This window comes from Klebsiella sp. 2680 (assembly GCF_900198535.1).
Classification (GTDB): Bacteria; Pseudomonadota; Gammaproteobacteria; order Enterobacterales; family Enterobacteriaceae; genus Klebsiella; species Klebsiella indica.
This window is the reverse complement of record NZ_FZNJ01000002.1, coordinates 42,551-67,308: the sequence shown is the minus strand read 5'-3', so window position 1 is coordinate 67,308 and position 24,758 is coordinate 42,551. Positions and strand designations below refer to the sequence as shown.

Here is a 24,758-nt window from a genome sequence, read left to right as displayed (position 1 = left end):
AGCATGCCATTTTGTGGTTAAGTTTTGTCCATTTTGGGGTTTTAAATCCTATCAATCAAGCGTCTGGCTCGCCGGACTATCTGTTTCTCACATTCTGTTGAACTGCATGAAAAACTCATCGGTTCCTTCATTGAGAAATACATGTTCTACTAATTGGAGGCATTACCCGCTGATGTTTCAATTCAGTAAAATATCCGTCAGCCAGAGACAGAACCCTGTCTGCAGAGGCAATGGTTCCGGGACGATGGGCAATCAGTAGGACAGGTAGTTCCAGTTCGCGCAGCGTCTGGCTTATCTGGATTTCACTCTCAACATCAAGGTGGCTGGTTGCTTCATCTAGTAACAAAAAACCCGGTTTTTTGTACAACGCTCTTGCCAGCAAAATACGTTGCTTTTGCCCTCCGGAAAGCCCACCACCGGTTTCACCGATTAATGTCTGATATCCCATCGGCATTGCCATGATGTCGATGTCAATGAGCGCCAGACGGGCACAATGGACCATTCTTTCCTGATTGCGGTCTTCACTGAAGAAAATGATGTTATCTGCAATAGATCCCCTGAAAAGGTGATCATCCTGCAGTACGGTACCAATCCGCTGGCGTACCTGAAAATAATCGGGGTTTGTTTGCGGTATGCCAAATGTTCTGACCGTTCCTTCATCAGGGACATGAATTCCAAGAATAAGTTTCACCAGCGTCGATTTTCCGCATCCTGATTTACCGGTAATGGCGACCACTTCACCTGGATGGAGTGTTAGCGACACCCCACGGAGTAACGGTTTATTCCCGCCCTTGTGACTGAAGGTAATGTGATCAAGGGATAAAGGGGGGTGGGCATCATCTGTCACATATCCCCGTAATGGGGACGGGAAGACAGAAGTATAATTGTCTTCCTGAGGTGGTTGTCGCTGATGGTCTTCTGTCGGAGTCAGCACAATATCAGCTAGGCGTTCGTTGTAGACATCAAGCATCCGCCAGGAAAAAAACTTATCGGTCAGGCTGCTGATACTGGATGAAAAACGCATCTGATAGGACAAATAAGCAACCAACATGCCGACAGTAAACGTACCATTCAATACTTCCCCGGCACCTTTCCATAAAATTACCGCCGATACTATGCTACCGGTCAGGGTATGCGCAATGTCATACCACATCAGCAGACGGCTCTGCCGCAGCTGTGTATTTCTGCGAACGACGTTAAGATTCAGCCAGGCGGCCTCACGATGCGCTGTCACACCATTAATTCTCAGGCTCAGAATACCATTGAGGGTTTCAAGAAAATACCCGGACTCCCTGGCTCCTGCGTCCCAGGCATCTTCTGCTGACTGTCGAAGGGACGGATACCATAGAGCTCTCAGCAAACCGTAGAGAATCGCGGCCAGTGCGGCTATCAACGTCATTTCCGGACTGTATAGCAGCATCATGCAGAGCGCAGTTATCACGAGCAATACATCCAAAATACCTTCCAGTACCTGCGTGGTCAGCGCCTGCTGGATGGTGTTCACTGCATCAAAACGGGCATTGATACTCCCCTTACTGCGCGCATCAAACCAGGCGAGTGGAAGACGCACCAGATGATGGAAAACCCGGGCTGTCCACTGCATGTTGAAATTGACGGACAGGGTAATACTGGCCCACTGAAGTGCCAGTGAGAGAAGCATCTGTGTCAGAGACAGCAGTAGCAACGCAATAATAATGACGGTCAACAGACTCCTGTCGGCAGCCACCAGTACTTCGTCAATTACTAACTGGTTGAGAAGCGGACTTGCGAGTGCCAGGATTTCCAGCGCCAGAGCAAAAACGATAATTCGTACCATTGATGGCAACAGGCCCGAAGTCTTACCTGACAGTTGGCGCAAATGGATTTTTTTTCTTTCATCACGTGCGGTAAAATCGCTGGCTGGTGTCAGTTCCAGCGCGACGCCGGTGAAATGTTTTCCTGCATCCTGTAGAAATAGAGCTACCTTTCCCTTGTCCGGATCATGAATGACCAGCCTGCTCCCACGAACTTTATAGAGCACAACGAAATGGTTCATGTTCCAGTGGAGAATACAGGGGAGAGAAAGGGACTTCAGGTCCTCCGGCTCCAGCCTTACGGCGCGGGAAGACAACCGGATACCGGCCGCACACTCAATCAGTCTTTGCAGGGTCATTCCCTGAGTGCTAATACTGAAACGTTCACGGAGTGTGGGTAGATCCGTCTGCAGACCATGCCAGCTGGCCACCATTGCCAGACATGCCAGACCACATTCCGCTGATTCTGTCTGACGGATGAGGGGAAGCTGTTTTCTCGCTGCCCATTTAAGTGTATTCATTACAGTTTTCCTTTCAGACTCCAGAGCGGTTCTGTCAGCCACTCCCACAAATGGCGGGTATCCAGACTGACATCACCCTCAAGGGCCATGCCGGGGCGCAGGGGTTCTTTTTTTCCATAAGCCAGAATAAAGGTATTCTCAGGTTCGACGATGACGCGATAGTGCCCTTCGTTCTCTTTCCAGGTTACGGGGGATACAGAGAGTAAATCTGAAGGAGTCAACGTTGTACGGCTTATCTCACGGATAGTCCCGTACTGAACGCCAAACTTTTGATAAGGGAAGGCGGCGAACCGAAGTGCTACACGCTGCCCCGGCTGGATGAACCCTGCATTCTGACTGGTGGCATAGAGCTCTATCTGCAGGCTGGCGTCATCCGGCACTACTGTCATCACTGGCTCCGACGCTCTGACGGATTGTCCCTGCCTGACCAGCACCGCCGCAACGGTACCGGATACCGGTGCCGTCAACGTAAAGTTCTCCTGTCCGGCCACTTCGTCCTGCTGTTGCCTGATCCCCTGTAACTGCCTGTCTATCTCAGCCTTACGGCTTTCTCCCTGAACGATAAGATGGTTAAGGTCATCTTCAGCAGCCGCCATTGCAGTACGTAGTTGCAGAAGCCCCTGGCGCTGATCCTCAATGTTTTGCTGTGCCGCAGAAACTTCAATTTGCTTCTGCTGATATTCGATATCTGATACGTAATGTGTACCAGAAAGTTTTTTATAACGCCCCATAATGGACACAGCCAGCACAGCCTGGTGCCCGGCAAGCGCCAGACGCTGCTCTGCACTTTTAACCTGTTGTTTCAGGGACGCTATTCGCTGATGCATGGCTTGCTGCTGTTGACTGTTGTCATGCAATTCCAGAGCCTGCTGAGAAGTCAGCATAGTATACTGAGTTCTCAGGGACATACTCATGGCAGCCAGCATACCTGTGCCCTGTCCGTTATAATGTTCGCCGCTGACATGGTAAACGGGTTCACCAGCGACGACATGATGGCCTTCTGAAACAGTCTGTCGGGTGACATATCCGGCGTATTTCGGTGTTATTTTCACCAGTCCTGATGAAGGCATAACGATACCGGTAAGATGAGCCTTGCGGGTATAACTTCCATACCAAATAAATAATGCAGCGCCCAGAGCCAGAAATATCGTAGCAATGGCGCACACAGACATTCCAAATGATACAGGTAAGATAATCTTTCCGTATTCGGCATCACTGTGATGCTTTAATGCTTCCTCCCTGAATATACTCATAATTATAATATATTTTGAATGTTTAACAAAATAACAAATAAGTTCATGCCTGAGTGTACAAGCATAGGATAAAAAAGTGATCTACTTTTTATTCTAACTAAAAATAATAGCATCGATATAATAAAAAGGATCATCTGATCTAATAAGTTATAATACTGCCCATGCATTAGACAAAAAAACACAGACGTTACCACACAAGGAATGAACAGATTCTTTCTGTAGATTGAACATATAACCCCGAAAGCACAACCTCTGTACACAATTTCTTCATAGTAAGGTACTACCAGTGTCATTACTAAAAATGTCATCCAGTTTATCTGCGTCGGTTCGTAATTATACAAATAGTCTCTATAGCAGTAAACAGCAAACTGTATAACAATGATTATAAGAAGCGAAGCGACTGAGTATTTAACTGAAACTAAGCTCGCCTGTATTTCTATACTGGATTCAAAAAGTTTTCTTAGATAAAACAAATAAACAAAAGTTGAAATCAAAATTTCTGTAACAAACACAATGTAAAAAGCAGTATCCAGTTCAACATAATGTAGCGTCACGGCTGGCGATAGCGTCACAATCGTAGATATAGCAACTACTATAAAAAAAATAATAGTATTGTGTTTGCTATATATAAATTGGCTCATACGATCATTCATTACCAGGCATCACTTTATGATTTTCCTCATTTTCGCTAAAACTATATCTGTAAATCTAGCGGTGGAAAATAAGGTGATCAATGTAATTACTATTTTTGAAAAGCTCTCAGGAAATGAAAACCAGGATAGGTTGATTATGGAGGAACCACTTAACAGCGCAAAACCCAGTAATAAACTTAATATAAAAGACAATATTTTAAAAACCACCATAGTATCCTCCATTGATACTTACTTATCGACTACAGGTACCACCGACGTTACTTCCTGAGCAATTACTGGAACCAGCTTTACTTCCGTTTCCGTTACCATTTCCCCCGCCGGAAAGACACTGACCGGTAATGGCTCCACCAATAGTTCCCCTGGCCATTCCAACAACACCACCTTTAATTGCGCCTCCGATCATCCCACCAAAGACAGCATCAGCGCATTTGACTGTACTCGGATCACTGTAAATATAAGTGGGTCCGTTGTATGGACGAGCCTGAATAAGAGAATTGCGAGCATTTCTTGCGTCCCGCTTGTCACGATTAACTTCCGATCCATGCCCTTCACCACCACTGACTATGGCTATTTCATCAAAACTCAACTCTCTGATATTTGTCATAAAAAACCTTAATATAAAGTGTTCTTTTAATATCACACAACCAAAATGTATGCATAAAGTGAATTTATGTAAGAAATTGTAAATTACATTCGATTCCGTTTTTTGGTAGAGCTGCAAGTCAAAAGTCTGTAGCGTTTGTGGCTTCAAAGCCACCGAACAGTGGGTGTCGCAGCAGAGTCAGGGATCTGACGCTCAACGGAAATAAAACTCACGCTAGGCGAGAAAAGTCGTCTGAAAAATCGATTAATGGACAGCGGTGTCCGTTAAGTGCCATTTACCGATTAAAAAGACACCGTTTTAGGCGCATTTTTCACTGTCCACAATGTTTTGATTTATCGGATTAAATAGGTTTAACGTGTGAAATCGTTCCATTGAGCGTCAAACCCCTAAGAATGCCGAGCAGCGCGCAGGCATTCCAGGAATGCGCCAAAGGCGCATAGAGGGGTCAGTTTGGATATCGAAAATTATAACCCGAAAATGGCGGTTCAGACAGTAAACTTAATGCCGAGCAAACGAGCTTTTTAATCAGCCAGTTGACCGATAATCTGTTTCACCATACCCATGAAGTTATCGAGTTTGTTGCCCGGACATGGAATATCGTTTTCAGCGTTCCGGGAATGAACAAGTGGCTGCATCGTAACGGCTTTACTTACAAAAAACCGTCAGGCGTCCCGCATAAATTCAGTGAAGAGAAACAAAAGCAATTCATTGAATATTATGAAGAACTCAAAGCCACCGCGGGTGATGAACCGGTTCTTTTTATTGATGCAGTCCATCCGACTCAGGCCACTAAAATCAGTTATGGCTGGATACGCAAAGGCCAGAGAAAAGCGGTAAAAACAACAGGCAGTCGTACACGGCTGAATATTATGGGGGCGCTGAATCTGAAGGCTCCGGGACACCCGATAATCTGCGAATATAAAACGATTAATGAATACAACGTATCTCGTTTTTTCAATGAGATACGTAAAATTTATCCGGATTATCACCAGAAAGTTCATGTTATTCTGGATGGTGCGGGTTATCACCGTTCACTTTTAGTGAAAGACTGGGCGGAAGTGGTAAATATAAAACTCCACTATCTCCCGCCGTACAGTCCAGACCTGAATCCGATAGAACGAATGTGGAAATTAATGAACGAACATGCCCGGAATAATCGCTACTTCGGTAGTAGCAGGGAGTTCAGGGATACAATATCTGAATTTTTCGATCATACGCTACCGGGAATAGCGGGTTCTCTGACGTCCAGAATTAACGATCACTTTCAGGTACTCAAACCCGCGTCTTGAAGTTTATTGGGTATACACAGTATTCCACAGCGAGATCGCAGCCGTCAGAAGCGTCAGACCACTGGCGCGATAGCTCTGATTTTCCGGCTTCCTGTCCCTGATTTCTCCCAGGCGGTGCATAAATACCGCCCGCGCCAGTGCGTTACGTGCCTCACCTTTATTCAGCCCCGCCTGTACCCGCCGACGCAGTGCAGGATCGCGGAACCAGTCGAGCATAAACAGCGTTCGCTCAATGCGGCCAATTTCTCTCAGTACTTTGGCAAGTCCGTTTTGCTTGGGGTAGCTGGCTAGCTTTTTCAGCATCAGAGATGCTGTCACGGTTCCCTGCTTTATCAAGGTCGCCAGACGCAGCACTTCACGCCAGTGAATTTCGATCTCTTTCAGATTCAGGCTGGTCGTTGATATAAGTGACTGAAGCGCCGGGTACTGGCCCGCTTTCCCTTTGATAAACAGCTTCTTGTCGTGGAGATCCCTGATTCGCGGACAGAACGCAAACCCCTGCAGATGCATCAGGGCAAAGACATGATCGGTGAAACCCGCGGTATCGGTGTAATGCTCCCTGATTTCCAGGTCACTTTCGCGGTACAGCAAGCCATCAGCACATGGGTTGAATCCCTGACTCGACTGATTATACAGGTGTAAAACGGGCTGTATTGATCCGATATATGGGTATAAAACTGTCGTCCGGGCTCCTGCCCATATTTCGGGTTAACCTGCCCTCCGTAGCGGCCTGAGCTGCCTGTTCTGAAATTCTGTCCATCTGATGATGACGTTGTCCCGTCTCCCCAGAATGCCGCCAGTGGTCTTTTCCCTTGTGCGTTTACCAGCTCTGCGAGGGCGGCTGACACGCAGGGAATGACGGTAGTCGATTTTTATAACCTGACCGGCAGGAAGCCGAAGACCAAAGTAATGCTGAATGTTGACCGCCAGGCGTTTGTTGACCTGCTGGCCGAACGGCTGAAGTTTTATGCATAATCTGTTGTTATTTCGCGATTATCCGGCGCACCGGCGGCCTGCGCCGCCGGGAAATGCGTTAATCATCAGGAGAAACGCGGATCACCACCTTACCGAAATTCTCGCCTCTCAGCAGACCAATCAGGGTTTGCGGCGCGTTCTCAAGCCCTTCGACCACCTGCTCGCGGTATTTGATTTTCCCTTCCTGCACCCAGCGCCCCATTTCCTGCTGGAATTCCTGAATGCGGTGGCCGTAGTCCTGGCCAATAATAAACCCTTGCATACGAATGCGTTTTTTCAGGATCGTCGCCATCAGCAACGGCAGACGATCCGGCCCATCGGGCAGCGCGGTGGCATTGTAGCCGCTGATCAGACCACACACCGGTACCCGGGCCGAGGTATTTAACAGCGGTAGCACTTCGTCGAACACTTTACCGCCGACGTTTTCATAATAAATATCGATCCCCTGCGGGCAGGCTTCGAGCAATTTAACCGCAAAATCAGGCGCACGATGGTCGATACATACGTCAAAACCAAGGGTTTCTACTGCATAGCGACACTTCTCACTTCCACCGGCAATTCCCACTGTGCGGCAACCTTTCAGCTTCGCGATCTGCCCGACGGTGGCGCCAACCGGGCCGGTGGCGGCTGCGACCACCAGCGTTTCGCCCGCCTTCGGCTGACCAATATCCAGCAATCCCATATAAGCGGTAAAACCAGGCATTCCAAGAATACCCAGCGCCCAGGAAGGATGTTCAGGGTTCTTGCCTAACTTCACCAGCCCGCTGCCATCGGAGAGTTGATAATCCTGCCAGCCGCTATAGGCCAGAACCCAGTCACCGGGGTGAAAATCAGCGTGATTTGATTCCACCACGCGACTCACGGTGCCGCCCACCATCACCTCGCCAATCGCCACCGGCGGCGAGTAGGACGGCGCGTCGCTCATTCGGCCACGCATATAGGGGTCTAATGATAAAAACACGCTACGCAGCAGCAGTTGTCCGGGCCCCGGAGAAGCGACGTCTCCCTCTTCCAGATGGAAGTTGTCTCTGGTTGGTTCGCCATGCGGACGAGAGGCCAGCAGCCAGCGGCGATGGCGTTGTGGATTGAAAGCCATAACAAACTCCTTTTTTGACATGCCTGTACTGAGGCTAGCCTCTTTTCGGGCATAGCGCATTGACATTATGAGGCAGATTGGTTCAGGCGAACCACCAGGTAGGTGCAGGGCTGCGTGGATTCATTAATAAAGCGACAATCAGCAGGCGGGCCCAACTCCAGACAATCTCCCGCCAGCATCTCGTGGCGGGGGTTGCCTTCGATAAAGACCAGTTCACCCTGCTGTAACCAGATTAGCTGCCGGGCCTGCGCATAAGAGGCCGCGGGCATCGGAATATCGCTGCCGGGCGGTAGCGCCACCTGCACCAGATCAATCGGCAAATCGCTGCGCGGCGAAACGTGACGGCGCAGATAGTGGCTCTGGGGATCGTGCCACACTGGTTGGTTAGCAAAACGCAGGAGTTTGCCTTCAGGCATCTCTGCCCTGGCAATTAGCGTCGACATGCTCATGCCGAAAGCGCCGGAAAGTCGCCCAAGCATCGACGCAGTGGGGCTGCTTTCGCCGCGTTCGATCTTGTGGATCATCGCCCGCGAAGCCCCCGCTCGCTCCGCCAGCTCGCTCAGCGACCAGCCCCGGGACTCCCGCTCGATTCGGATTCGTGCGCTGATGCGCTGGTTAAGGTTATCTTCTAAGATAGTCATATTGTGACAATATAGTGTATGAAATTATCGGCAACAAGCCGATAGCGACAGGCATCTCAGCCCTTATTCCTGAACATTATCAAATAAAATGGCCGAAACGGATGACAACGTTAATTCCATTATTGTAATAATATCGTACTACTATAGTGTACAACCATTGAGGTTCGCCATGACCATTCGCCATGCCAGCAGAGATGATTGCGCGGCAATCGCTGAAATCTACAACCATGCGGTGATGCATACCGCCGCTATCTGGAATGATAAAACCGTGGATACCGATAACCGTATCGCCTGGTTTGAGGCCCGACAACTAGCCGGTTATCCGGTACTGGTCAGCGAACAAAACGGCATTATTACCGGATATGCCTCGTTTGGGGAGTGGCGTGCCTTTGACGGGTTTCGTCATACCGTTGAACACTCTGTTTATGTTCATCCGGAACACCAGGGAAAAGGCGTAGGCCGCAGTCTGCTGGTTGCCTTAATTAGCGAAGCGAGGCGCCAGAACAAACACGTGATGGTCGCGGGCATTGAAGCGCAGAATCAGGCTTCTTTGCATCTGCATAAGGCCCTCGGCTTTATCACGACCGGACAAATGCCGCAGGTAGGCACAAAATTTGGTCGCTGGCTGGATCTGACCTTTATGCAACTCCAGCTCGACGATCGCCGCGATCCGGACGGCAGCGCATGAATCAGTCGCTGACCCTGGCCTGCCTGATTGCCGCTGGCGTCGGGCTGGTCTTGCAGAATACGCTGATGGTGCGAATCACCCAGTCCGCTTCCACGATTTTGATTGCGATGCTGCTCAACTCGCTGGTGGGAATTGTGATATTCGTAACGATACTGGCGCTACGTCATGGCGTTGCCGGGTTTCAGGAACTGGCGTACAGCGTAAAGTGGTGGACGCTCATTCCTGGCCTGCTGGGATCGTTCTTTGTCTTTGCCAGCATCAGCGGCTACCAGCACGTCGGGGCGGCGACGACGATTGCGCTGTTGATTGCCAGCCAGTTGGTCGGCGGGTTGGTGATTGATCTGCTTCGTGCGCACAACGTCCCAATTCGCGCGCTCATCGGCCCGCTCTGTGGCGCGGTGATGCTGGTGGCTGGCGCCTGGCTGGTGGCCAGACGCCAGTTTTAGCGGCGGAATTTACGCCTGTAATCATCTCGCGATTAAAACAGGCAATGAGGCGTATTTAGTGAATCTCGCCGCCTCGGGTCAGGTGCTCCCGGCGCGCGTCCTGCGCCTCTTGCTGTTGGCGCCCATGTTGAGCAATAGCCGTACGTAAACGCTGCTGTTGGCTATACCGCTCTTCACGTCCCAGCCCGGCGTCATCGCTCAGGGCAATCAGCAGTTCATTCATATGGCTAATGACGCCTTCCGCAATTGCGGCATCCACGCGGGCGATGACCTCATCCAGATGCGACATGCATATCTCCTTGCAGCTTAATTAAGTTTTACTTTGGAAAAATCGCTGCCCATCAGGCTCACGCTATAGCCACTGACGTTACTGCGCGTGGCGTAGAAGGTTTTACCAGTTGCCAGCGTGATCCAGGGGGCCTGCTGGTAAAAAATGTCCTGCGCCTGACCATATAGTCTGGCGCGTTCCTGCGGGTCACTGACCAGGATAGCCTTTTTCACCAGCGCATCATATGACTTATCGCACCAGCGGGCGACGTTAGAGCCGGTCTTAATATTGTCGCAACTTAACAGCGTACCGGCGAAATTATCCGGATCGCCATTATCGGACATCCAGCCAAACAGCGCGCTGTCGTGCTCACCTTTACGCATCCCCGCAAGGTATTCACCCCATTCATAAGTGACGATTTTAGCTTTAACCCCTACCTTGCTCCAGTCGCTCTGGATCATCTCCGCGATACGCCGCGAATTTGGGTTATACGGGCGCTGCACCGGCATGGACCACAGGGTCACTTCAGCGCCGTTTTGCAGCCCGGCCTGCTTAAGCAGCGCTTTCGCTTTTTGCGGATCATAGCTGTAATCCGGCAGATCCTGCTTATAACCGAGCATATTGGCCGGGATCGGCGATTTCGCTACCCTGCCGGAATCCAGAAAGACCGCTTTTACGATCGCCTGTTTGTCAGTGGCGTAGTTAAGCGCCTGACGTACCAGCACATTATCAAACGGTTTTTTCTCGGTGTTAAACGCCAGATAGCCAACGTTCAGCGCTTCCACCGAATGGAGCGCCAGGTCTTTATTGCCTTTAATTAGCGGGAACTGTACCGGCGACGGTGCCGGAATAATCTGGCATTCGTTGGTTTGCAGCTTCGCCAGACGCGTCTCGACGTTTGGTGTGATCGAGAAAATCAGATGTTTGGTCGGGACGGGGCCTTCCCAGTAGTGCGGGTTGGCGATATAACGAATCAGTGAATCCGCTTTATATTGCTGCAGCGCGTAAGGGCCTGTGCCGACAGGCCAGGTATCAACATATTCCGGCGTGCCTTTTTTCAGCATCGCATCGGCATATTCGGCAGAAAGGATCGAGGCAAAATCCATCCCCCAGTCGGCAAGAAAGGCCGCGTTCGGCTCGTTGAGGACAAACTGCACGTGGTAATCATCGATCTTTTTGACCTCTTTAATCAGCTTATCCAGGCCGACATCGTGGAAATACTCATAATGCCCTTGCGAAACATTGTGGTACGGGTGTTTATCATCTTTCTGGCGCAGAACTGAGAACAGGACATCATCGGCGTTGAAATCACGGGTCGGCTTAAAATATTTATTACTGTTGAATTTCACGCCCTTACGCAAAGTGAAAGTCCAGGTTTTGCCGTCCGGAGAGACGGTCCATGCGGTTGCCAGCGAAGGTATTGGCGTATTCTTTACCGGGTCGAAGTTAATCAGGCGGTTATACAGCACCTGTGAACTGGCGACAAAAGAAGGCCCTGAGCTGGCAATTTGTGGGTTAAAAGATTCCGGCGACGCTTCGGAGCAATAGACCAACGTGTCATTCCCCGCCGCCAGCACGCTGGCCGTTGGCAATAGTGCGCTCAACGCCAGCGCAAGAACGGTTTTCCTTGTAGACATGGTTATAAGCCTTATCAATTTATTATAAGTGCTCTAATCACAGCACAAGTGAATTCAACCGGCAAATAATCAATCGGTATCAGGTTATGCTAAAAACTGCCAGGTTGCCGATTAATTCAACATCCGTCTGTTTTTTTACCTTTGCTTCACTAATAAATGTGATGTTTGCAGAAGGTTATTAAAAAAGGGGGCGATAACCGCCCCGTTAGCACTATGCCGCGTAGCAACCCGCTACACTCGGCAAAATCGCCACCTCAGGAGAGGCTAACAATGACAATAACCTGCAATCTGTACACCAACGGCCAGTGGCACGATGCCGACACTCACGCCACCTTTACCCGTCACAACCCATTAACGGCAGAGATTGCCTCTATTGCCAGCGCCGCTGGCCTGGAGGATGCCCGTCGCTGCGCTGATACCGCTGACGGCGCATTTTTGCGATGGCGCGACACACTGCCGGCTGAACGTCGCCGCCTTCTGCTGGAGGCCGCAGAGCAAATCCTGTTACGCGAGGCGCGTTTTATTGCCGCCATGGCGGCGGAAACCGGGGCAACGGCACACTGGGCCGCCTTTAATGTTCATCTGTCGGCTGATATTCTGCGCGAAGCCGCCGCGCTGACGACCCAGATTGAGGGCCAGGTCATCCCTTCAAATGTGCCGGGCAACCTGGCGATGGGCATCCGTCAGGGGGCGGGTGTAGTGCTCAGCATCGCGCCCTGGAATGCCCCGTTGATCCTCGCGACGCGTGCCATTGCCACACCGCTGGCCTGCGGCAATGCGGTTATTCTTAAAGGCGCAGAGTTGTCTCCTGCGACCCAGGGGCTGATTATTGATGCCCTTGCGGCCGCGGGTTTTCCCGGCGGCGTGGTCAACTATCTGACCTGCACCCCCGACGACGCGCCAGACCTGGTGGCATCATTGATCGCCCATCCTGCCGTGCGCCGTGTCACTTTTACCGGTTCCACTGCGGTGGGCAGGATAATCGCCCGCACCTGTGGCGAACACCTGAAGCCCGCAGTGCTCGAACTGGGTGGCAAAGCGCCGCTGCTGGTACTGGATGACGCCGACCTCGAACAGGCTGCGGCAGGCGCAATTTTTGGTGCATTCGCCAATGCCGGGCAAATTTGTATGTCGACAGAACGGATCATCGTTGATGAGGCCGTCGCAGAAGAGTTTGTAGCCCTGCTTGCCCACCGGGCTGCCGCCCTGCCCGCCAGCCTTCTCGGTCCGGTCGTTGATATGAAAACCGTGGCTCACTGCAACGCATTGATCGAAGATGCGCTGGCGAAAGGGGCACGCCTGTTAGCCGGGGGCACGGCCAGTTCGACGCAGATGCCCGCCACGTTGCTGGATGGCGTAACCCGGGAAATGCGCATCTGGCGTGAAGAGTCGTTTGGCCCCGTGAAATCCATTATTCGCGTACAAAATGAATCGGAAGCACTGGCCGTCGCCAACGACAGTGAATATGGCCTCTCGTCAGCGATCTACAGCGCAGACAGCGCCCGGGCCTGGAATCTGGCGCAAAATCTGCAAACCGGCATTTGTCATATTAATGGCCCCACCGTGCATGATGAGGCACAAATGCCGTTCGGCGGCTGTAAAGCCTCGGGCTATGGCCGCTTTGGCGGACGCGCAGGAATTGCGGAATTTACTGAGTTACGTTGGATCACGCTGCAAACTCGCCCGCGTGAACTGCCGTTTTAGGTTTCCTGGACGCCAGCGGTAATTAAATTCTTACAGGAGATTAAAAACGCTATCGGTAAGTTGACGTTCTGCAGAAGGCGCGTCGGGGGAACGGATGCACGGTGGCCCGTGACCGTTCCCCTGGATAAAGAAAGCGAAAAGAAAGCCTTCGTCGAATAACTGCCGTTAAACATGACTCTTTTTTACCCGACTATCCTGAGATTAACTGCCGGTCTCCATCAGAACAATGAGATCAGCAGCGCCATCGGAAAGCTAAACGGCCAGGTCGCGCCGATCAGCAACGCCGCCAGCAGGCGAACCCAGAGTTTATCCTTAGTTAAAAGCCAGCTGATTATGGCGCAAATACACCCCATAACAGCATAAAAAATTAGCATTTTCTGGTATAAAGTCATTTTTTCTTCCTTCCCTGACAAGTCATAGCGTGCTGCGCAATACCCTTTCACATCCCGGAATAGGTCAGAGCCTGCCACGTGATAAAGCGGGTGGCAGGTTTCACGCTAAAAGCGGTTTTATCCGCCAGTGTAATCTGTGAGCGGGTATTATACCTGTCGAGGAATATTTATATGGATGATGTTGCGAACGTCTTTAGCAAAAAATCATTCTGAGTATGCTGGCGCAACGCATGTGCTTATCAGCCGGATATTGTTAGTTTTAATTTCGTATATGCGCTCTCAAAAAAATAGCCATCAAAAGCTGCATGTTATGATTTGAAAGGACCGGCAGCGGACTCGTTCTTTTGTATGGCCAGCATCTTCAGGTTTTCAGGATCCCAGGCCGGTAACAGATCGACCTTCTCACTATCCCACTCCGCTGCAACACAGATAGATTCCGTAACACCCTGCTTTTCACATCCAATGATTCGCCTGGCTGGAAAATTTCCGTAGACAATCGCGGTGGCACAAGCGACAAAAAGAATACACGCTATTTTATTCAAAATAATATCAACGACCAAGTCACATATTGCGCCGAATGTTCGCATGAGCCGCGACAGGAAGTCAAACGCCCCGCCCCGTTAAATTATCATCTGGCTGATTCAGCGCACGGTAGGCCCAGCGTAGCTGCACCAATACCTCTGTTAGGCCATGCACTGAATAGGGCTGGCGCCGACGGATAATAACAGCATTATCATTATGGTTTATTTCCACTATCGATAGCTGCCGCTGAATAAAGAAGGTTACTTTTATTGCGAATGATAAGTTGAAAATAAGCGAACCATCCGCAATATTCATTAAATTTTATACATTTGCGTTCCCATGGCGATATCACGATCACCATTTTTGGCAGGGACCGGGCGATAGCCGTATGCGGGAAAACGCACAACCACCATAAAAAACGATAAATATCAATTAATTATAATTAAATTACTCTGTCTGCGTATAACGAATACAGGTTTAAATGATAAAAAATATCATTTGCAATATTTTGCACAAAATTATAAATTCATAAGCGAAAATTATACAAAGATCATTTTTTGCTCATTTGATTTTGAGGTGGTACATGACCGAAATCGCCGTGCTTATTGTGGCGTTAATTTTACTGGTGACTGCGATTTATAATCTTATTTCTTATCTTCGCGATCGCCGACAAACAAGTTTGCCGAGGAAAAAAACAAAACATTAGCCTGATAATCATTTTAATCAATAATAAATCCGTTGCTGCATAACGATTAATTGCAGGTATTCCGCCATCTTTTTTTGTCTCAACCTCCTGTACCCTGACTTCGCCATCCTGTGAACGACATCGCTGTTGAGGACCAGACTCACTGTTTCACTGAAGAATACCTGAAAGGCAGTCAGACTTTCACCTGAACACAGCCTTTGACTTTCGCATTATACCGCGTCATGTAATGACGCGGCCCAGCGTCCTCATGAAACAGGCGATACCCCTGATTATCCTACCCGTGCTTGATCATCACATGCCTGATGGTGGTGTAGTCTTCCAGACCGTACATCGACATATCCTTGCCGTAGCCGGAGCTTTTTTGTCCGCCATGCGGCATTTCACTGACCAGCATAAAATGCGTATTCACCCAGGTGCAGCCATACTGTAAACGCGCGCTCAGGCGATGCGCCCGGCCAACATCCCTGGTCCATACCGACGATGCCAGGCCATACTGTGAATCATTAGCCCAGTCGAGCACCTGCTCTTCATCGGCAAATGAAGTAACGCTGACTACCGGGCCAAATACCTCACGCTGTACGATGGCGTCCTCCTGTCTTGCCCCCGCCAGCAGCGTGGGCTGATAGTAGTAACCTTCTCCTGGCGCTTTGCTTCCCCCAGTAACGACCTGTATATGCGGCAACGCGCGAGCGGCATCCACAGCGGCACTGACTCTCTCCAGATGCGCAAGGGAACTGAGCGGCCCCAGTTCCGTCGTTTCATCGTCCGGTGACCCCATTTTCAGACTGGCGACCGCTGCGCCGAGTTTCTCCACCAGCTGTTGATAAATACCGGCCTGGGCATAAATACGGCACGCGGCGGTACAATCCTGACCGGCGTTATAAAAACCAAAGGTTCTTACACCCTCAACCACTGCGTCAATATCCGCATCGTCAAAGACAATCACCGGTGCTTTGCCGCCCAGTTCCATATGGGTACGTTTAATCGACGACGCCGTATGGCTGATAATATGCGCCCCGGTGGCAATCGAACCGGTCAATGACACCATTCTGACTTTTGCGTGTGCGGTCAGGGGATCACCCACGCTGGCCCCTCGGCCAGACAGCACGTTCAGCACCCCAGCGGGAAAAATATCTTTTGCCAGTTCAGCCAGTTTCAGCGCGGTTAATGGCGTAATTTCTGAAGGTTTGATCACCACACAGTTACCCGCCGCCAGTGCGGGGGCCAGCTTCCAGGCCGCCATCATCAGCGGATAGTTCCACGGCGCAATAGAGGCAACAACGCCAACCGGGTCACGGCGGATCATGGATGTATGTCCTTCGAGATACTCGCCTGCGGCCATACCGGGCAGACAGCGTGCTGCCCCGGCAAAAAAACGGAACACATCGGCTATCGCCGGTAGTTCATCATTGACCACACAGTGCAGCGGTTTACCGCAGTTGAGGGACTCCAGCTCGGCCAACGCCTGCGCATTTTCGGTAATCGCCTCCGCCAGCTTAAGCAGGCACTCCGCGCGGGTTTTCGGCGTAGTCTGGCTCCAGCTGGCAAACGCCCGATCGGCGGCCTCAACCGCCGCATCGACCTGTGCCGCACTGGCTTCCGCGATCGACAAAATCTCCTCACCGGTGGCAGGATTAAATACCGGCACCTTCTCGCCTTCTCCAGCCACTAACTTACCGTTAATCAAAAGGTTATTTTGCATAGCATGCATCCTGTATCGGTATATTATTTTCCGTTTTCAGCGCTGGTGTCGCCGTCACGGGTGAGCCACCAGGCCCCCAAAATTGGTATCATCGTCACCACCATCACCAGCAACGCGACCACGTTGGTGACTGGCACATCCCGCGGACGCCCCAGTTGGTTAAGCAGCCAGAGCGGCAGCGTACGTTCATGGCCAGCGGTAAATGTGGTCACGATAATTTCATCGAACGACAAGGCAAACGCCAGCATTCCCCCCGCCAGCAACGCCGACCCTAAATTGGGGAGCACCACGTAACGGAAGGTTTGCCAGGCCGTTGCACCTAAATCCATTGATGCTTCCACCAGGCTCCACGACGTCCGGCGAAAGCGGGCAATAACATTGTTAAACACCACCACCACGCAAAACGTCGCATGACCCACAACGATGGTCAGCAGCCCAGGCTCCAGATTCACTGCCTTAAAAGCCGTCAGCAGCGCGAGGCCGGTAATAATGCCCGGCAACGCAATCGGCAACAGCAGCAGCAGCGACACGGCGTTTTTGCCAAAAAAACGGCTGCGCCACAGAGCACTTGCAGCCAGCGTGCCAAGTATCAGCGCAATGGCTGTCGATAGCGTGGCCACTTTTAGTGACAACGTCACAGATTCAATGATATCGCTGCGCCCCGCCGCTTCATGAAACCAACGCAAAGTCAGGCCCTGGGGTGGGAAGCTGAAAGCAGCATCTTCGGTATTAAACGCATAGAGCGCGATAATCAGCAGCGGGAAATGCAGAAACAGTACGCCCCCCCAGGTTGCGGCTTTGAGTAACAGCGGTGCGCGTTCAGAGTGCATCGAATGCCCCCAGACGTTTCACCAACACCAGATAGAGAGCAATCAGGACAATGGGCACCAGGGTAAACGCTGCCGCCATCGGCATATTGCCGATGGCCCCCTGCTGGGAATAAACCATATTGCCAATGAAAAAACCCGGCGGCCCCACCAGTTGCGGGACGATAAAGTCGCCCAGCGTCAGGGAGAAGGTAAAAATCGACCCGGCGGCAATGCCGGGAATCGCCAGAGGCAGCACCACGTAGCGGAAGGTCTGGCGAGGATATGCGCCAAGATCGGCGGAGGCCTGGAGCAACGATGGCGGCAATCGTTCCAGCGCCGCCTGAACCGGCAGGATCATAAACGGCAGCCAGATATAGACAAACACCAGAAAACGTCCCAACCCGGAAGTCGACAGCGTACTGCCCCCCACCGCCGGAATAGTCAGCACCATGCTCAGCACGCTTTCCAGCCCGAGATGCCGCAAAAACCACTGCGTCACGCCATCTTTCGCCAGCAACAATGTCCAGGCATAGGCTTTAACGATATAGCTCGCCCACATCGGCAGCATCACCGCGATATAAAAAAACGCCTTCATTTTGCCGCGGGTGTAACGCGCCATATACCAGGCCATCGGCAACGCCAGAATGGCGCTGGCGAGAGTGACGGCAAGCGCCATCACCAGCGTGCGCACAATAATATCGTAATTTGCCGGGCTAAATAACGCCCACAGATTGGCCAGCGTCAGTTCGCTGGTGACCGACATGGTAAAATCATCGAAGGTGTAAAAGCTTTGCCATAAAAGGGTCAGGAGCGAGCCCAGATAGACAATGCCAAACCACATTAGCGGCCCCAACAGCAGTAAAAACAATGCCAGCGAAGGCCTGCGCCAGAAGAATCCGGACAGACGTCCACCGGAAGTCGACGGAATAGCCAGGGTCATCTCAGTCTCCACTCTCTAACGGCACCATTGATTCCCGCGACCATGAGGCCAGCACCGTTTGCCCTACCGGCGGCGCGTTCAACGCCGAGCCGCCATCACTATTCGCCTGACTCACCAGCAGCTTTTCGCCTCCCGGCAGTTTCAGTTCGACGCGTGTCGCAGCGCCCTGATATTGTACCGCCTGCACCACCCCCTCAATCTGAACCTCTCCGGCAACATTCAAACGAATGTGTTCCGGGCGCAGCGACCACATCCCCGGCATCGCGCACAATTTTTGTGAAAACGCAGGGTTAAAGACATTGGCGGTGCCGACAAATCCGGCAACGAACGCCGTTTTAGGCCGCAGGTAGAGTGTCTGAGGCGCATCAACCTGTTCAATGCGTCCATGATTAAACACCGCGACGCGATCGGACATCGAGAGCGCCTCGCCCTGATCGTGGGTAACAAAAATAAAGGTGATCCCCAGATCCTGTTGCAGTTTTTTCAGTTCAACCTGCATCTGCTCGCGCAGTTTTAAATCCAGCGCACCCAGCGGTTCATCCAGCAACAAAACGCGCGGCTGATTGACCAGTGCCCTGGCTATCGCGACCCGCTGACGCTGACCGCCGGAAAGGTGCGCGGGTTTGCGCGCGTGGACAAAACCGAGCGCGACCTTCTCCAGCGCTCCATGAGCGCGGGCATGGCGTTCTTTTTTACCGATTCCTTTGACCATCAGCCCATAGGCGACGTTATCAAGCACCGACATATGCGGAAACAGCGCGTAATCCTGAAAAACGGTATTCACATCGCGCTGCCAGGGGGACAGTTCGCTGGCCGATTGACCAAAGATACAAATCGTCCCACCGGAAAGTTGCTCAAACCCGGCAATCAGACGCAGACAGGTCGTTTTGCCGGAGCCTGACGGCCCCAGCATCGAGAAAAATTCACCGTCGCGAATGGCGATACTGACGCCATCCACGGCCCGCACATCGCCGTATTGCCGCGAAACGTTATCAAATTCAACCGCGTGCATTCTCTTCGCCCCTGGCTGCTCAACGACCGCCCATAATCGCGATGTAATCCTGAGTCCAGCGGCTGTAGGGAACAAATTTCCCGCCTTCAGACACCGGCGTTTTCCAGAACGCAATTTTCGAGAACGCATTGTAGCCATTGGTCTCGCAGCCTTTATCGCCCAGCAACGTGCTGGCTTTACAGCCCTGCGGGACCACCGGCAGCGAACCAAACCAGGCGGCGACGTCGCCCTGAACTTTCGGCGTCAGCGACCAGTTCATCCATTTATAGGCGCACACCGGATGTTTGGCGTCGCTATGCAGCATGGTGGTGTCCGCCCAGCCGGTTACCCCTTCTTTCGGGAAGACGGTGGCGATCGGTTGACCTTCTGCTTTCAGGGCGTTGGCCTGATACGGCCAGGCGCCGGATGCCACCACGCCTTCGTTTTTAAAATCGCTCATCTGTACGGTGGTATCGTGCCAATAGCGATGAATCAGCGGGTGCTGAGCGCGCAGCACTTTCAGTACCGCCTGGTACTGCGTCTCGGTAAGCTGGTAGGGATCGGTGATGCCCAGTTGCGGCTGCGTGGCTTTGACAAACAGCGCGGCGTCGGCAATATAAATCGGCCCGTCATAGGCCTGCACGCGGCCCTGATTGGTTTTGCCGTCCGGCAGCGTTTGTTTCACAAAGACCACGCTCCAGCTATCGGGCGGGGTCGGGAACGTTTTGCTGTTATACATCAGCAGGTTAGGCCCCCATTGATACGGCGTGCCGTAAACCTTACCGCCGACGTTAAACCATGCGCCGTTTGCGACACGCGGATCGAGGGTCTTCCAGTTGGCGATCAGCGCGGTGTTAATCGGCTGCACGCGCTTACCCATAATCAGGCGCAGAGACGCATCGCCGGATGCGGTCACCAGATCGTAGCCGCCTTTAGCCATCAGGCTGACCATTTCGTCAGACGTTGCGGCGGTTTTAACATTTACCTGGCAGCCGGACTCTTTTTCAAACTGGGTGACCCAGTCGTAGCTTTTATCCGTCTGTCCCCGTTCGATATATCCCGGCCAGGCGATAATATCGAGACGGCCTTCGCCTTTATCGAGAGACACCGGCGGCTCCGCGGCCTGCGCCGTCAGAAAAGCCATACCCAGCACACAAAGGCTACCACGGGCAATTTTTTTGCTCATCGGGTCTTACTCCTGTCACAAGAAAATTAGCGGCAGCCGTGCCGTAAAAATATCTCCCTTAATAACAGTAGACGGCACGTTATGGCCCCAGGAGAAATTTATTCAGGTTGTGACAAGGGGCGCATTACGCAAAAAACGAGATACTCTGGATAACTTTATGGATTATAGACAAGGAGTTAGCCGGAGAAAACGACTATGCATATTTCCTATGACTAATGGCGGAGCAATAATATCAAAAATGATAGCCGATATATTGATATCACTTTGATAGTCCTTTATGTCAATTTAGTAAAAAACACATTCACCATTAATTGCCCAATATGATTAAACATCAGGGAAATTACTATATTGGCGATTATCAATAAGCTTCTATCATAAAATTAAACGGTCATATTTACCCCCAAAATCATTCGAATGAGCAGAAAAAAGATGAACCGTTTTGAATCGTACTGGCCTCGTTGCGAAGCGGCAAAACCGGGGGGGCAGATAACGCAAAAAGTACGCCAGACACGGATTTCCACCCCGCAATACAGCAGCCTGCTGGCGGTTCTTATGGATGAGGCGAGTTATGCCGCAATCCATTCGCCGACAGACTGAAATAGATCGTCGATATAACCCCTATTAGTTTTGGTATGGAAAATGCTTTAAAAGAAAGGTCTGTTAATAAAGACCTGCAAGACGAGCATAGATGCCTTCAAATAGCAGTTTAAGGCCCAGACAGAATGGAGGATATATGAATAATGACACTCTGGATGTCGCACCACCGACACCAGCTAATAACGCACCGCCGCCATTTTTTTCAAAAGCACGTATTATCGCCAGGCCGGGATTTAACCGCTGGCTTGTCCCGCCTGCAGCATTAGCTATCCATTTATGTATTGGTATGGCCTATGGCTTCTCTGTTTTCTGGTTACCGCTTTCAAAAGCAATTGGTATTACGGCACCTGTAACCTGTCCAGCAAACATGCGTTTTTTTCAGCAGGTGATTTCAACCACCTGTGACTGGAAAATCTCTATGCTCGGCTGGACATATACGTTGTTTTTTATTTTTCTTGGTTGTTCTGCCGCAATCTGGGGCACCTGGCTGGAGAAGGCCGGGCCACGCAAAGTTGGATTGGTATCCACGCTATGCTGGTGCGGTGGCCTGCTCATCTCAACCGTTGGCGTCTATCTGCATCAGATATGGATGCTATGGCTCGGCTCTGGCGTTATCGGCGGGATAGGTCTGGGACTGGGATATATTTCGCCTGTTTCAACCCTGATTCGCTGGTTCCCCGACAAGCGTGGTATGGCAACAGGCATGGCAATTATGGGGTTTGGCGGGGGGGCGATGGTTGGCGCGCCTCTGGCGAATAAGCTGATGACCTATTTTGCCAGCGCGGATGGTTTAGGGGTGTGGCAGAGCTTCCTGGTCATGTCGGTTATCTACACCCTCTTTATGGTTTCAGGCGCTATTGCTTACCGTATTCCGCCAATTGGCTGGAAACCGGCTGGCTGGACGCCTCCGGAACCTAAGGCTAACAAGATGAAAATAACAGAACGGCATGTGCACGTCAGCGTGGCCTGTAAAACACCGCAGTTCTGGCTGTGCTGGGCCGTACTCTGCCTGAATGTTTCCGCTGGTATCGGTATTATCGGCATGGCTTCGCCGCTGCTGCAGGAAGTCTTTGCCGGCAAACTGCTGGGCAATACGCTCACCTACAATCAACTTAATGCTTCGCAGCTGACCAGTATCGCCGCTATTGCCGCAGGCTTTACCGGTTTGTTGAGCCTGTTCAATATTGGCGGTCGTTTTTTCTGGGCGTCCTGCTCTGACTGGTTTGGGCGCAAAACGACTTTTGCCCTGTTCTTCTCCATCGGTATTGCGCTGTACGCCTCCGTCCCCTGGCTGGGGCAAATGGGTAATGTGGTACTGTTTGTGATTGCATTCTGCATCATCATCTCAATGTACGGCGGCGGTTTCGCCACGATCCCCGCCTATCTGGCCGACCTGTTCGGGACGCAAATGGTGGGCGCAATTCATGGCCGGCTGTTAACCGCCTGGGCCGCAGCGGGTGTACTGGGGCCCGTGCTGGTGAACTACCTGCGCGAATATCAGCTAAACGCCGGTGTACCTCAGGCTGATGTATACAACATAACTCTCTATATTCTGGCCGCGATGCTGGGGCTGGGACTATTGTGTAACCTGATGATTCGCCCGGTCGCAGATAAATACTATATGACAGAGGCAGAGCTGGCGGCTGCTCGCTCAATGTATAACGTGAATCCCAATGCTGTACTCGAATGGAATGCGTCTCCTGGCAGTAAGCCTGTTGTAGCGTTGGCATGGCTGATTGTTGGCGTACCGTTGCTATGGGGGGTATGGGTCACGCTGCAACAGACGGCCGCATTGTTCCATTAGAGGCGTTTTTAACGAAAATGGCTCTGTTGCGGATACAGCGCCATTTTTATGTTTATCGTCAGATAAACGTCCGGGAAAAGACAACGCTACACCAGCATCTCGCGGATCAATTCACCCAATCGTTTCACTCCCTGCTCTTCTCTTTCACCCCAGCCCCATGCGGTATTAAAGCGGAAAAATGAGGTCCAGCTTGCGGTGGTGGAAAACATTTTACCCGGCGCGATGCTGATGTTATGAGTCAGTGCGCGGGCGCTAAGTTCTCCAGCATCGACGCCAGCCGGGAGCTCAAGCCAGAGGAAATAGCCGCTATCGCTATGATGAATTTTCACCTCCGCAGGGAGATGACGCAACAATGCCTGCCAGGCCTGCTGTTTGCGTTCGGCGAGCTGACGACGTAAACGCCGCAAATGCGCGTCGTAACGCTTGGTGGCAAGATAGTCCACCAGCGCCAGTTGCATTGGCGAACTGGTGGAAAGCGTGCTCATCAACTGTAGCTGCTGGATTCGCCGGGCGTGCCTGCCCGCCGCCACCCAGCCGATGCGAAACCCTGGCACCAGACACTTGGAGAAAGAGCTACAGTGTAGCGTCATGTCATCGCGATCCCAGAACTTCGCTGGTAACGGTTTTTCGCGGCCAAAATAGAGCTCGCTATAGACATCATCTTCAATCAGCATCACGTTGTAGCGTGCCAGCAGCGCCACCAGCCGGGATTTTTTCTCTGCGCTAAGGGTAAAGCCGAGCGGATTTTGCCCGTTGGTCATCAGCCAGCAGGCTTTGACCGGGTAGTTCTGTAACGCCTGTTCCAGCGCGGCAAGGTCGATCCCCTCTCTGACATCCGTCGCCACCGACAAGGCCTTGAGACGCAGCCTTTCCAGCGCCTGTAGCGCCCCGTAGAAGCAGGGATTTTCCACCACGACCCAGTCGCCGGGTTCAGTGACCGCCTGCAGGCTAAGGTTGAGCGCTTCCAGCGCTCCGGCGGTAATAACGATATCGTCCGGGGAGATATTCATCCCCTGAAGCGCATAGCGTCGGGCAATCGCATGCCGCAATTTATCGCTGCCCGGCGGCAGGTTTTCAATCACGCTCATGGCCGTCGCGGTTTTGCTCACCTGCGCCAGCGAGCGGTTGAGTTGCGGTAAGGGAAACAGACGCGGATCGGGGAAAGCGGAGGCAAACGGCAGCATCGACGCCTGACGGCTGGCCTGCAGCACCTCAAAAATGTAGGTATTAATGTCAACCGATTCATCGCGGGTCACCTGCGCGGGCGGCTCAGCCTGGCGCTGTTTGCTCGGTTGCGGCGCGACATAATAGCCCGACTGTGGACGCGCGATAACCCGTCCCTGACTTTCCAGCAGTTGATAGGCGTGGCTGACGGTCATAAAGCTCATCCCGCTGCTTACCACTTGTTCACGCAGTGAGGGTAGCCGATCCCCGGGTAGCCACACCCCAAGCGTAATCTGTTCGCTAATCTGCTGCGCCAACTGCTGATACTTTTTCATTACGCATTCCGCTTCGCCATTCTCAGGAACAATAATATATCA

General features: G+C 51.8%; 23 protein-coding genes and 4 pseudogenes. 9 read left to right on the top strand and 18 right to left on the bottom strand.

Going from position 1 to position 24,758, the window contains the following annotated elements:
• Positions 1-54: 54 nt before the first annotated feature.
• Positions 55-153, top strand: a pseudogene (locus FN037_RS07710) (IS1 family transposase); the annotation flags it as partial.
• Here the strand turns inward: FN037_RS07710 and FN037_RS07705 are convergent.
• From FN037_RS07705 to FN037_RS07685, 4 genes are all read right to left on the bottom strand, one after another.
• On the bottom strand, positions 128-2,314 hold the full coding sequence (locus tag FN037_RS07705; RefSeq protein ID WP_138362248.1) for a peptidase domain-containing ABC transporter: 2,187 nt from the start codon (positions 2,312-2,314) through the stop codon (positions 128-130). The pseudogene FN037_RS07710 and the gene FN037_RS07705 sit on opposite strands and share 26 nt — an antisense overlap.
• Positions 2,314-3,567 (bottom strand): HlyD family secretion protein, encoded by a 1,254-nt coding sequence (locus FN037_RS07700; RefSeq protein WP_138362247.1) that lies wholly within the window; start codon positions 3,565-3,567, stop codon positions 2,314-2,316. Before FN037_RS07700 ends, FN037_RS07705 begins: the two co-directional genes overlap by 1 nt.
• 2 nt (positions 3,568-3,569) lie before the next feature.
• Positions 3,570-3,875 carry a CPBP family intramembrane glutamic endopeptidase gene (locus FN037_RS24560; RefSeq protein WP_260607866.1) on the bottom strand — a complete coding sequence of 102 codons (306 nt, stop codon included), beginning with the start codon at positions 3,873-3,875 and terminating at the stop codon, positions 3,570-3,572.
• A 577-nt stretch (positions 3,876-4,452) separates the two neighbouring features.
• Entirely contained in the window at positions 4,453-4,971 is a 519-nt protein-coding gene (locus FN037_RS07685; protein WP_260607822.1) for a hypothetical protein, read from the bottom strand.
• A 323-nt stretch (positions 4,972-5,294) separates the two neighbouring features.
• Between FN037_RS07685 and FN037_RS07680 the strand changes: the two are divergent.
• A pseudogene (locus FN037_RS07680) lies at positions 5,295-6,113 on the top strand (IS630 family transposase); the annotation flags it as partial.
• 6 nt (positions 6,114-6,119) lie between these two features.
• On the opposite strand, the pseudogene FN037_RS07675 reads toward FN037_RS07680, so the two are convergent.
• Positions 6,120-6,958 (bottom strand): annotated as a pseudogene (locus tag FN037_RS07675) (Tn3 family transposase); the annotation flags it as partial.
• Between the two features lies 1 nt (position 6,959).
• Between FN037_RS07675 and rihA the strand changes: the two are divergent.
• A pseudogene (gene rihA / locus FN037_RS07670) lies at positions 6,960-7,088 on the top strand (pyrimidine-specific ribonucleoside hydrolase RihA); the annotation flags it as partial.
• A 58-nt stretch (positions 7,089-7,146) separates the two neighbouring features.
• Here rihA and FN037_RS07665 read toward each other — a convergent pair.
• Together FN037_RS07665 and FN037_RS07660 are read right to left on the bottom strand one after the other, a co-directional pair.
• The gene (locus tag FN037_RS07665) at positions 7,147-8,184 is read right to left on the bottom strand and encodes an NADP-dependent oxidoreductase (RefSeq protein WP_138362244.1); all 1,038 of its coding nucleotides are present in this window, start codon (positions 8,182-8,184) and stop codon (positions 7,147-7,149) included.
• A 65-nt stretch (positions 8,185-8,249) separates the two neighbouring features.
• Positions 8,250-8,825: a helix-turn-helix domain-containing protein gene (locus FN037_RS07660; RefSeq protein WP_142501920.1), complete on the bottom strand. Its 576-nt coding sequence runs from the start codon at positions 8,823-8,825 to the stop codon at positions 8,250-8,252.
• Positions 8,826-8,994: 169 nt separating this feature from the next.
• Between FN037_RS07660 and FN037_RS07655 the strand changes: the two genes are divergently transcribed.
• Together FN037_RS07655 and FN037_RS07650 are read left to right on the top strand one after the other, a co-directional pair.
• Positions 8,995-9,513, top strand: coding sequence for a GNAT family N-acetyltransferase (locus tag FN037_RS07655; protein WP_142501919.1), 519 nt, complete (start codon positions 8,995-8,997; stop codon positions 9,511-9,513).
• Positions 9,510-9,959, top strand: a complete 450-nt coding sequence (locus FN037_RS07650; protein ID WP_142501918.1) for a DMT family transporter — start codon at positions 9,510-9,512, stop codon at positions 9,957-9,959. The genes FN037_RS07655 and FN037_RS07650 overlap by 4 nt, the downstream gene beginning before the upstream one ends.
• 55 nt (positions 9,960-10,014) lie before the next feature.
• On the opposite strand, the gene FN037_RS07645 is transcribed toward FN037_RS07650, so the two are convergent.
• Both FN037_RS07645 and FN037_RS07640 read right to left on the bottom strand, forming a co-directional pair.
• Positions 10,015-10,248 (bottom strand): DUF2526 family protein, encoded by a 234-nt coding sequence (locus tag FN037_RS07645; RefSeq protein WP_142501917.1) that lies wholly within the window; start codon positions 10,246-10,248, stop codon positions 10,015-10,017.
• A gap of 17 nt (positions 10,249-10,265) precedes the next feature.
• On the bottom strand, positions 10,266-11,864 hold the full coding sequence (locus FN037_RS07640) for an ABC transporter substrate-binding protein (protein ID WP_138362239.1): 1,599 nt from the start codon (positions 11,862-11,864) through the stop codon (positions 10,266-10,268).
• A gap of 270 nt (positions 11,865-12,134) precedes the next feature.
• On the opposite strand from FN037_RS07640, the gene FN037_RS07635 reads away from it, so the two are divergent.
• Positions 12,135-13,568, top strand: a complete 1,434-nt coding sequence (locus tag FN037_RS07635) for an aldehyde dehydrogenase (protein WP_142501916.1) — start codon at positions 12,135-12,137, stop codon at positions 13,566-13,568.
• Between the two features lie 218 nt (positions 13,569-13,786).
• Here FN037_RS07635 and FN037_RS07630 read toward each other — a convergent pair whose 3' ends face one another.
• The 3 genes from FN037_RS07630 to FN037_RS07620 form a co-directional block, all read right to left on the bottom strand.
• Positions 13,787-13,960 (bottom strand): GhoT/OrtT family toxin, encoded by a 174-nt coding sequence (locus FN037_RS07630; RefSeq protein ID WP_142501915.1) that lies wholly within the window; start codon positions 13,958-13,960, stop codon positions 13,787-13,789.
• A 308-nt stretch (positions 13,961-14,268) separates the two neighbouring features.
• Positions 14,269-14,547 (bottom strand): hypothetical protein, encoded by a 279-nt coding sequence (locus FN037_RS24550; RefSeq protein WP_138362236.1) that lies wholly within the window; start codon positions 14,545-14,547, stop codon positions 14,269-14,271.
• A gap of 16 nt (positions 14,548-14,563) precedes the next feature.
• Positions 14,564-14,797, bottom strand: a complete 234-nt coding sequence (locus FN037_RS07620; protein ID WP_138362235.1) for a hypothetical protein — start codon at positions 14,795-14,797, stop codon at positions 14,564-14,566.
• Between the two features lie 268 nt (positions 14,798-15,065).
• Here FN037_RS07620 and FN037_RS07615 point away from each other — a divergent pair, with 268 nt between their 5' ends.
• Positions 15,066-15,188, top strand: a complete 123-nt coding sequence (locus FN037_RS07615; RefSeq protein ID WP_138362234.1) for a small membrane protein — start codon at positions 15,066-15,068, stop codon at positions 15,186-15,188.
• A gap of 274 nt (positions 15,189-15,462) precedes the next feature.
• Here the strand turns inward: FN037_RS07615 and patD are convergent, their stop codons facing one another.
• The 5 genes from patD to ydcS are packed head-to-tail and all read right to left on the bottom strand — an operon-like array spanning position 15,463 to position 20,816.
• Positions 15,463-16,890: an aminobutyraldehyde dehydrogenase gene (gene patD, locus FN037_RS07610; protein WP_142501914.1), complete on the bottom strand. Its 1,428-nt coding sequence runs from the start codon at positions 16,888-16,890 to the stop codon at positions 15,463-15,465.
• A 23-nt stretch (positions 16,891-16,913) separates the two neighbouring features.
• On the bottom strand, positions 16,914-17,720 hold the full coding sequence (locus tag FN037_RS07605) for an ABC transporter permease (RefSeq protein ID WP_142501913.1): 807 nt from the start codon (positions 17,718-17,720) through the stop codon (positions 16,914-16,916).
• Entirely contained in the window at positions 17,710-18,639 is a 930-nt protein-coding gene (locus FN037_RS07600; protein WP_142501912.1) for an ABC transporter permease, read from the bottom strand. The genes FN037_RS07605 and FN037_RS07600 overlap by 11 nt, the downstream gene beginning before the upstream one ends.
• Position 18,640: 1 nt before the next feature.
• Complete coding sequence (locus FN037_RS07595; RefSeq protein WP_142501911.1) at positions 18,641-19,651, bottom strand: ABC transporter ATP-binding protein; 1,011 nt, start codon at positions 19,649-19,651, stop codon at positions 18,641-18,643.
• A 19-nt stretch (positions 19,652-19,670) separates the two neighbouring features.
• Positions 19,671-20,816 carry a putative ABC transporter substrate-binding protein YdcS gene (ydcS, locus tag FN037_RS07590; RefSeq protein ID WP_142501910.1) on the bottom strand — a complete coding sequence of 382 codons (1,146 nt, stop codon included), beginning with the start codon at positions 20,814-20,816 and terminating at the stop codon, positions 19,671-19,673.
• A 429-nt stretch (positions 20,817-21,245) separates the two neighbouring features.
• Between ydcS and FN037_RS24355 the strand changes: the two genes are divergently transcribed.
• Entirely contained in the window at positions 21,246-21,413 is a 168-nt protein-coding gene (locus tag FN037_RS24355) for a hypothetical protein (RefSeq protein ID WP_171034913.1), read from the top strand.
• Positions 21,414-21,549: 136 nt separating this feature from the next.
• Positions 21,550-23,217: an OFA family MFS transporter gene (locus tag FN037_RS07585; protein ID WP_142501909.1), complete on the top strand. Its 1,668-nt coding sequence runs from the start codon at positions 21,550-21,552 to the stop codon at positions 23,215-23,217.
• A gap of 86 nt (positions 23,218-23,303) precedes the next feature.
• Here the strand turns inward: FN037_RS07585 and FN037_RS07580 are convergent, their stop codons facing one another.
• Positions 23,304-24,716, bottom strand: a complete 1,413-nt coding sequence (locus FN037_RS07580) for a PLP-dependent aminotransferase family protein (RefSeq protein WP_138362227.1) — start codon at positions 24,714-24,716, stop codon at positions 23,304-23,306.
• Positions 24,717-24,758: the final 42 nt, after the last annotated feature.